This is a genomic window from Streptomyces sp. NPDC059567 (genome assembly GCF_042735655.1).
Taxonomy (GTDB): Bacteria; Actinomycetota; Actinomycetes; order Streptomycetales; family Streptomycetaceae; genus Streptomyces.
Genome location: NZ_JBHWBS010000124.1, coordinates 15,115 through 20,589, shown reverse-complemented (window position 1 = coordinate 20,589; position 5,475 = coordinate 15,115). Strand labels below are relative to the sequence as shown.

Below are 5,475 nucleotides of genomic sequence, written 5' to 3'. Positions count from 1 at the left end.
GGAACCTTGTCGATCTTGTCAGTCACAACGACTGCCCTTCAGTGGTGCGTAGGGGTCAGGAGCCGCCGTTGATCTTGGCCGCGGGAATGGCGCCGTCGCCGGCTCCCCACTTGTCCAGGGCGGCCTTGTACGAGCCGTCCTTGATGGCCGCGTCCACGGCTTCCTTGAGCGCGTCACGCAGCTGGGTGTTCTTCTTGTCGACGGCGATGCCGAAGAGACCGGCGTCCGTCTTGTTGGCGATGGCCTCGAAGTCGTTGCCGCCGCCCGCGGTCTTCGCGATGTACGCGGCGACCGGCGAGTCGTTCAGGTCGGCGACGGCGCCGCCCGCCTTGACGCGGGTCTGGGCCTCGGCGTCGGTCGGGAAGGACTCGTACGTGAGGGCGGGCTTGCCGTCCGCCTTGCACTTCTCGGCCTGGGCCTTGGCGGCCTGCTCGTACGTGGTCCCCCGCTGGACGGCGAGCTTCTTGCCGCACAGGTCGTCCAGGGACTGGATGTTCTCCGGGTTGCCCTTCTTCACCAGGATGCCGGTGGAGGCGGTGAAGTAGTCGACGAAGTCGACACCGGTGCCGGTCTTCTGGCCCTTGTCGTCCAGACCCTCCTGGCGGGCCTTGGTGTCGGTCATCGAGGACATCACGATGTCCGTACGGCCGGTCGGCAGCGCGGTGAGCAGGGTGTCGAAGGTGCCGCTGGTGAACTCGAACTTCACACCGAGCTGCTTGGAGAGTGCCGCGGCGACGTCGGGGTCGACGCCGACGATGTTCGCGCCCTCCTTGAACTCCATCGGGGCGTACGTGGCGTCCGTACCCACCTTGATGACGCCGGCCTTCTGGATGTCGGCGGGGAGCTTGGAGAAGAGCGGAGCGGTGGAGACGGCGCCGGTCTTGCCGCCCTCGGGGGTCGAGCCGCCCTCGGTCTGGTCACCGCACGCGGTCAGCAGCATGGAGCCGGCGACCGCGATGGCGGCGACCGCGGCAAGACGGGAGGTACGGGTCTTGGCGGTCGTACAGCGCGTGGAGCGTGCGGTCATGGTCGGGTTCCTCCGGCGTATGAGGGAGTTGCCATAGGCCGCGCACGCACCTTCGGGTGTCGCGACCTCGTGTGATTACGGGCATCTTGCCATTCGGACTAGCTGAATCGTGCGGCTCCGCATGTCAAAATCGGATAACGGGTGACCCCCGAATCACGACAGGCCGGTACATCAGGGCCGGACCTTCTACGGAGATACCGTGCTACCACCGGAAAATCTCCGGTCTATCTCGCCATTCGGACGATGCGAAGGCCACGATCCGGTGTACGACATAGCGTGTCCGGACATTCGATGATGCGCCTGCTCCGCGCAAGGTGCCAATGCGGCCGTATGAGTCGCATCACCGCTCCGAATTGGACTCGTCTACGGTGTCGTACGTCCGGTAAGAAGGATCCTTACACCCCTCATCCGGGGCTCAGGGCGCGTTGTGCGGCGCGCCCGCGCGGTTGCCAGACACGGCGACCGCGGGACCCGCCCACCCCTCCTCAACCAGGAGTGGCCACCCTCAAATGAAGAAGACTTAAGGGGTCAACCCAATGGCAGCGGAGATCGTCAATCCTCGCAGCGACAGCGGCACGGAAGGGGCTCAGGAGCCCTTCGATCCGGCCTTCGCGCTGCACCGCGGCGGCAAGATGGCCATCTCGGCCACGGTGCCGCTGCGCGACAAGGACGACCTGTCCCTCGCGTACACGCCCGGCGTCGCCAAGGTGTGCACCGCGATTGCCGAGCAGCCGGAACTGGTCCACGACTACACCTGGAAGTCCCAGGTCGTCGCGGTCGTGACCGACGGTACGGCGGTGCTCGGACTCGGCGACATCGGCCCGGAGGCCTCGCTTCCGGTCATGGAGGGGAAGGCCATCCTCTTCAAGCAGTTCGGCGGCGTGGACGCGGTGCCGATCGCGCTCGCCACCACCGACACCGACGAGATCGTGGAGACCGTCGTCCGGCTCGCCCCCTCCTTCGGGGGAGTGAACCTGGAGGACATCTCGGCGCCGCGGTGCTTCGAGATCGAGCGCAAGCTCCAGGAGCGCCTCGACATCCCCGTCTTCCACGACGACCAGCACGGCACGGCCGTGGTCACCCTCGCCGCGCTCCGCAACGCGGCGAAGCTGACCGGCCGCACCCTCGGTGACCTGCGCGGAGTCATCTCCGGCGCCGGCGCGGCCGGGGTCGCCATCGCCAAGTTCCTCCTTGAGGCGGGGCTCGGCGACGTGGCCGTCGCGGACCGCAAGGGCATCGTCAGCCTGGACCGCGACGACCTCACCCCGGTCAAGCGCGAGCTCGCGGAGATCACCAACAAGGCGGGCCTCTCCGGCTCCCTGGAGACCGCGCTGGCCGGTGCGGACGTCTTCATCGGCGTCTCCGGCGGTACGGTCCCGGAGGCCGCGGTGGCGTCCATGGCGCCGAACGCGTTCGTGTTCGCCATGGCCAACCCGAACCCCGAGGTCCACCCCGACGTCGCGCACAAGTACGCGGCCGTCGTGGCGACCGGTCGTTCGGACTACCCGAACCAGATCAACAACGTGCTGGCGTTCCCCGGCATCTTCGCGGGCGCCCTCCAGGTCCGGGCCTCCCGGATCACCGAGGGCATGAAGATCGCCGCGGCCAACGCGATCGCGGACGTGGTCGCCGACGAGCTCTCCGCCGAGTGCGTGATCCCGTCGCCGTTCGACGAGCGGGTGGCCCCGGCCGTCGCGGCCGCGGTCGCCGCCGCGGCCCGCGCCGAGGGCGTGGCACGCCGCTGACGCGTCGCGCACCCCGTGAAGGGCCCCGTCCTGGTCTCAGGGCGGGGCCCTTCCGCATGCCCCTGCAGGGCGGCGACGCGGGCCCTTCCGTGAGCCGCCCCCGGCCGGGGCCGCGGGACCCTGTCGGATGCCCCTCGTGGCCCGCGCGGCAGGGACGTGCGTCACAGCAATGCGCGGTTCCGCCGCGGGCCCGGTGACCCTACGCTCATGGTCATGTTCGCTGCCTACGCCGCCCGAATCGACCGCGACCAGCCGTTGAACGGCCTTGAGCTGGGGGAACGGCCCGAGCCCGAGGTGCGGGCCGGGTGGACCACCGTCACCGTCAAGGCCGCCTCCCTCAACCATCACGACCTGTGGTCGCTGCGCGGTGTGGGGCTGCCCGAGGAGAAGCTCCCGATGATCCTCGGCTGCGACGCCGCCGGCATCGACGAGCACGGCAACGAGGTCGTCCTGCACTCCGTCATCGGCCAGACCGGCCACGGCGTGGGACCCGACGAGCCGCGCTCCATCCTGACCGAGCGCTACCAGGGCACCTTCGCCGAGCGCGTCACCGTTCCCACCTGGAACGTGCTCCCCAAGCCCAAGGAGCTCTCCTTCGAGGAGGCGGCCTGCCTCCCGACCGCCTGGCTCACGGCGTACCGGATGCTGTTCACCAACGCCGGAGTGCGCCCCGGCGACTCGATCCTCGTGCAGGGTGCGGGCGGGGGTGTCGCCACCGCAGCGATCGTGCTCGGCAAGGCCGCCGGTCTGCGCGTCTTCGCCACCAGCCGTGACGAGGCCAAGCGCAAGCGCGCCGTCGAGCTGGGCGCCGTCGAGGCGTACGAGCCGGGCGCGCGGCTGCCGAAGCGCGTGGACGCGGTCATCGAGACCGTCGGCGCCGCCACCTGGTCGCACTCGGTCAAGTCGCTGCGCCCCGGAGGCACCCTGGTCATCTCGGGCGCGACCAGCGGCGACCGCCCCTCGCACGCCGAGCTGACCCGGATCTTCTTCCTGGAGCTCAAGGTCGTCGGCTCGACCATGGGCTCGAAGGACGAGCTGGAGGACCTGCTGTCGTTCTGCGCGGCCACGGGCGTACGGCCGGTGATCGACGAGGTGCTGCCGCTGGACCGGGCCCGCGAGGGCTTCGAGAAGATGGCATCGGGCGAGCTCTTCGGGAAGATCGTCCTGACAAACTCTTGATGCATCGTCAGATCTGCTGATGGGATCTCCGGCACTGCGCTCCCACCGTCGTGCCGGAGGTTCCCATGTTGCGAACGACCCTTGTCGCAGGCGCCGTTGTCGCCGCGCTGCTCGCCCCCACGACCGCCCGTGCCGACACCGGCACCGGCATACCCGTCCTCACCGACGAACGCGGCCGCGCCCTCACGCTGCGCGGCTGGAACGTCGAGGACAAGGCGAACCGCGGTGAGCAGGCACTCGGCGCCATCACCGAGCGGCACTTCCGCGACATGCGGGCCAAGGGCTTCAACTTCGCCCGGCTCCTCGTCTTCTGGGACGACCTGGAACCGCGGCGGGGCCAGTACAGCCAGAGCTATCTGCGGAAGATCGAGCGCATCCTGGACTGGGCGGAGAAGTACGACGTCCATGTCCTCCTCGACGCCCACCAGGACGTCTTCGGACCCGCCTTCGGCCACCGCGGCGTGCCCGCCTGGGCGACCAGGACGGACGGGCTGCCCTTCACCCCGCACCCCGACGACTGGTTCGCCGAGTACTTCGAGCCGGCCGTGCAGCGCGCCTTCACGCATCTCTACGAGGACGAGGACCTGCGGCGCGCCCAGGCCCGGATGTGGCGCGTCCTCGCCGACCGCTTCGAGGACCATCCGGCCGTCCTCGGCTACGACCTGATCAACGAGCCGATGGGGGAGCTGCGCGAGGGCGAGGACCTGCCGACGGCCGCCCGGCGGATCGAGCGCGAACAGCTGACCCCGATGTACAACCGGCTCGCGGACGCGGTCCGTTCGGTGGACCGGGACGCCTGGATCTTCGTCGAGCCCACGCCGATCGTCGGCGAGGGCGTGCCGGCGGGCCTCGGGAGGATCGACGACCCGAAGATCGTCTACGCCCCGCACTTCTACAACACCGCCATGGAGGCGGGCGCCGACTACGACCCGGCGGCCGGCTGGATCGAGACGTACGAACAGGCCGTGACGCGGTACCCCGAGGAGTACAAGGTCCCGGTGGTCGTGGGGGAGTGGGGGCCGCTCAACAACTCCCTGCCGAACATGAACCGCTTCTACCGGGACGCGATGGCCTCCCTCGGCCGCTACGGCAGCGGGTGGGCCGGCTATGTGTGGTGCTACGGCGGCGGGTACTGCGCCGTGGACGGCGCCGGGACCTTCCGTACGAACAAGGAGGAGACGGCGCAGCCGTACGCGGAGGCGGTCGCGGGCGCGGTCCGCTCCTCCGTGTACGACTCCGGGACCGGGGTCTACCGGCTGGAGTACGACTCCGGGCGGCGCGGCTCCCGGGTGACGGAGCTGTCCCTGCCCCCGGGCGCCTGGCGGGTGGCGGCCCGCGGGAAGGCGGTCGTGCTCCGCAAGGACCGGGGCCGGGCGTGGGTGGTGGCCGCGCCGGGAGCCCGGGTGACGGTGACCGTCACCCGGGGCTGACCGCGCGGGCCCTTGGCGGGCGGGGGGGGGGCCCCCCCCCGCCCGACGACCGCGGCCGGGGCGCGGGCGGGTAGTACCCCCCGCCCCCGCCCGC

4 protein-coding genes are annotated in these 5,475 nt (G+C 70.3%); 3 read left to right on the top strand and 1 reads right to left on the bottom strand.

Annotation, left to right across the window (positions count from 1 at the left end; all coding sequences use genetic code 11):
* Nucleotides 1–55: 55 nt before the first annotated feature.
* Complete coding sequence (locus ACFVZW_RS33735; protein ID WP_384529618.1) at nt 56–1,027, bottom strand: ABC transporter substrate-binding protein; 972 nt, start codon at nt 1,025–1,027, stop codon at nt 56–58.
* A gap of 536 nt (nt 1,028–1,563) precedes the next feature.
* On the opposite strand from ACFVZW_RS33735, the gene ACFVZW_RS33730 reads away from it, so the two are divergent.
* The 3 genes from ACFVZW_RS33730 to ACFVZW_RS33720 all read left to right on the top strand — a co-directional run bounded on the left by ACFVZW_RS33730 (nt 1,564) and on the right by ACFVZW_RS33720 (nt 5,381).
* A complete protein-coding gene (locus ACFVZW_RS33730) occupies nt 1,564–2,772 on the top strand; it encodes an NADP-dependent malic enzyme (protein WP_384529615.1) in 1,209 nt (402 codons plus the stop codon).
* A 213-nt stretch (nt 2,773–2,985) separates the two neighbouring features.
* Entirely contained in the window at nt 2,986–3,951 is a 966-nt protein-coding gene (locus ACFVZW_RS33725; protein WP_384529612.1) for a zinc-binding dehydrogenase, read from the top strand.
* Between the two features lie 65 nt (nt 3,952–4,016).
* Complete coding sequence (locus tag ACFVZW_RS33720) at nt 4,017–5,381, top strand: cellulase family glycosylhydrolase (RefSeq protein ID WP_384529609.1); 1,365 nt, start codon at nt 4,017–4,019, stop codon at nt 5,379–5,381.
* Nucleotides 5,382–5,475 lie beyond the last annotated feature (94 nt).